Here is a 3,030-nt window from a genome sequence, read left to right on the forward strand (position 1 = left end):
CTGTCAGTTGATACATCTTTGGCTGACCCACCGCATTCGCGAGCAAGCCCGCTCCCACATTTTGATCTCTGTTTCTTCAGGGAGAGCTCACCGCTACTTCTTGGCGATGATCACCGCCCGCATCGGCGCCGGCAGCCCTTCAATCGTCTTGCTGTGATCCTGCGGATCAAGGAAATCACTCAACGACTGATACTTCATCCACTCCGTCCCACGCTGTTCCTCGACGGTCGTCACGCTCACATCCACACAGCGCACATCACTGAACCCGGCCCGGCGCAGCCACAGCATCAACGCCGGCACCGACGGCAGGAACCACACATTACGCATCTGCGCGTAACGGTCTTCCGGCACCAGCACTTGTTGCTGATCGCCTTCCACCACCAAGGTTTCCAGGACCAGTTCACCACCCTTGACCAGGGTGTCTTTCAGCGCGAGCAAATGCTCGATGGGCGAACGCCGGTGATAGAACACGCCCATGGAAAACACCGTATCAAAGCCTTCCAGGTTCGCCGGCAGGTCTTCGAACGGGAACGGCAAGTGCCACGCCTTGGGCTCTGACAGGTAACGCTGCACCGCCTGGAACTGGCAGAAAAACAGCCAGTTCGGGTCGACGCCAATCACGCTGTCGGCCCCGGCGCCGAGCATGCGCCACATGTAGTAGCCGTTGCCGCAGCCCACATCGAGGATGCGTTTACCCTGCAAGTTCAAATGCGGTGCCACCCGTGACCACTTCCAGTCCGAGCGCCATTCGGTGTCCACATGCACGCCGAACAGGTGGAACGGGCCTTTGCGCCACGGGCTCAGGCCCATCAGTGCGGTGTGCATTTGCGCGCGGGTTTCGTCGTCGCAATCGGTGTCGAGGGTCAGGCCGCCCAGCAAATCCACGTCGCTGGGTTGGATCTTCGGCAGCGCATCCAGCGCGCTCTGCCAGCGCTCCAGGTCGCCATGGCCTTTTTCCATCTTGCTATCGAGTTGCGCTTGCAGGCCCTGGGCCCACACGGCCAAGGGAGTGCCGACCAGATGGCGGGCGAGGGGAGACAGATCAATCATGGCAAGGCAATCAACGAGGCAAAGTTAAGACACTGGAACCACGGCACGACTTTCGAGAACCCGGCCGCCAGCAGGCGTTCGCGGTGTTCTTCGAGGCTGTCGGGCTTCATGACGTTTTCGATGGCGCTGCGCTTCTGGGCGATTTCCAGTTCGCTGTAGCCGTTGGCGCGTTTGAACGCGATATGCAGGTCGGTGAGCAGCGCGTGCTCTTCGGCATCATTGAAGCGCAGCTTTTCCGAAAGGATCAGCGCACCCCCCGGCAACAGCGACTGGCGGATGCGCGTGAGCAAGGCCAGGCGCTCATCCGGGGCGATAAATTGCAGGGTGAAGTTCAGCGCCACCACCGAGGCCGGTTGGAATTGCAGCGCGAGGATATCGCCCTCGATCACGTCCACCGGCAACAACTCCTGGAACATCGAGTCCTGGCCATTGAGGTATTCACGGCAGCGCTCGACCATCGCGGCCGAGTTATCCACCGCAATCACCCGGCAACCATCGGTGCGCACATGGCGACGCAGGGCCTGGGTCACGGCGCCCAGCGATGAACCCAGGTCGTAGAGCACGCTGTTGGGCTGGGCAAACTGCGCCGCGAGCACGCCGAGGTTTTCGACGATGGTCGGGTAACCGGGCACCGAGCGCTTTATCATGTCCGGGAACACCCGCACCACGTCCTCGTTAAAGGCGAAGTCCGGCACCTGGGGCAGGGGCTGGGCGAATAGGCGATCGGGTTCTTTGCTCACGGTTGTTCCGGCGACGAAAAGGGGAAAGGCCGGCATTTTAGCCAAGTTGGCCCTCGTGTGCGCGGGTTGTCTGATGGAAAGCCGATGCGGTGATGCCCCACTGCCCCAGCCAGTAAGTGGCGATCAACAAATACGGCGCCGCGTCGAACGCCAACACAAACCGGTTGATACCGATCAGCGTGTCGGAAAACACAAACGACGCCGCACCCGCCGCCGCCAGCAGCGCCGAACGTTTCGGCACATCGCTGCCCAACCGCGCCAGCGCACGCCAGAGCATGGCGCTGATGACCAGCGCGTAAACCACCACCGGGATCAGCAGTTCGCCAAGGCCGTGGGAAATCAGGATGCTCAGCAGCACTGCGCCTACACCCAGGGCCAATAGCAATGGCAGCAACGCCAAGCGCTGGCAGTCACTGAAATAGGCCTTTAGATACGCCAGGTGCGCAAACAGAAACGCGCCGAGGCCGAAGATAAACAGGTCGCCCGGCCAGGCGAGCAGCACGTCGCCCACCAGGGAAAAAATCAGCCCCAGGCTGATCCAGCGTCGATAGTCGGTGGGCGGTGCATCATGCAACCAGCCCAGCAGCGCCAGCACCGGCAACGGTTTGACCAGCAGGCACAGTAACGTGGCGTGGGTGGCCAGGCCGTAGATAAAGGTGCCGGCGCCCATCAACGCAAGAATCATCCATGGCATATCAGTTCACCGTAATGGCGCAGTCGAAAGTGTCGGCAGGTTCGGCTTCGGGTTCCCAGGGTTGCTGGGAGGTCAGGCGCAAACGGCCTTGGCCTGCGGCGAAGGCCTGGAAGCGCCAGGTGGATTGCCCGCCGCCGCCGATCACACCGGATTCACGGCTGCTGTAGACCTCGGGGCTCAGCGCGCGCAGCACGCCGCCAGCAGAGTCCTGGATGGCCCAGCGGTAGCCGGTGGTGGGGTTGCTCGGCAGGGTGAGGATCAGGTTCTGCCCGGTTTTGAGCTGCAGCGGGCAGGCGCTTTGCTGGTCCACGCTGATGTTTTGCTTGGGGGCACTGGCGCACCCGGCCAGCAGGGCAAGGCTTAGGGGGATAAGCAGGCGGGCAGCGGTCATGGGGGCTCCGTTGATTCACGACGAAGGGCGAGCATAACCGAAGATGAGACAAGGTGTGACAGAGCTGGAATTTGTGTTGAATGGGCTGGCCCCTTCGCGAGCAAGCCCGCTCCCACACTTGACCGCATTCCAAAGGACGTACTCGATCAAATGTG

The 3,030-nt window shown here is 61.8% G+C and carries 4 protein-coding genes; all 4 read right to left on the reverse strand.

The window, feature by feature from the left end:
* Positions 1–93: 93 nt before the first annotated feature.
* From cmoB to NUV89_RS28830, 4 genes are read right to left on the reverse strand one after another with little or no spacing between them, the layout of a single operon-like run.
* Complete coding sequence (gene cmoB, locus NUV89_RS28815; RefSeq protein WP_257783992.1) at positions 94–1,050, reverse strand: tRNA 5-methoxyuridine(34)/uridine 5-oxyacetic acid(34) synthase CmoB; 957 nt, start codon at positions 1,048–1,050, stop codon at positions 94–96.
* On the reverse strand, positions 1,047–1,826 hold the full coding sequence (gene cmoA / locus NUV89_RS28820; RefSeq protein ID WP_257783995.1) for a carboxy-S-adenosyl-L-methionine synthase CmoA: 780 nt from the start codon (positions 1,824–1,826) through the stop codon (positions 1,047–1,049). The genes cmoB and cmoA overlap by 4 nt, the downstream gene beginning before the upstream one ends.
* A gap of 1 nt (position 1,827) precedes the next feature.
* Complete coding sequence (locus tag NUV89_RS28825) at positions 1,828–2,484, reverse strand: lysoplasmalogenase (protein WP_257783993.1); 657 nt, start codon at positions 2,482–2,484, stop codon at positions 1,828–1,830.
* Between the two features lies 1 nt (position 2,485).
* On the reverse strand, positions 2,486–2,875 hold the full coding sequence (locus NUV89_RS28830; protein WP_257783994.1) for a protease inhibitor I42 family protein: 390 nt from the start codon (positions 2,873–2,875) through the stop codon (positions 2,486–2,488).
* Between the last annotated feature and the right edge of the window lie 155 nt (positions 2,876–3,030).

Origin of the sequence: Pseudomonas sp. 18.1.10 (genome assembly GCF_024655625.1) — a bacterium.
GTDB lineage: Bacteria > Pseudomonadota > Gammaproteobacteria > Pseudomonadales > Pseudomonadaceae > Aquipseudomonas.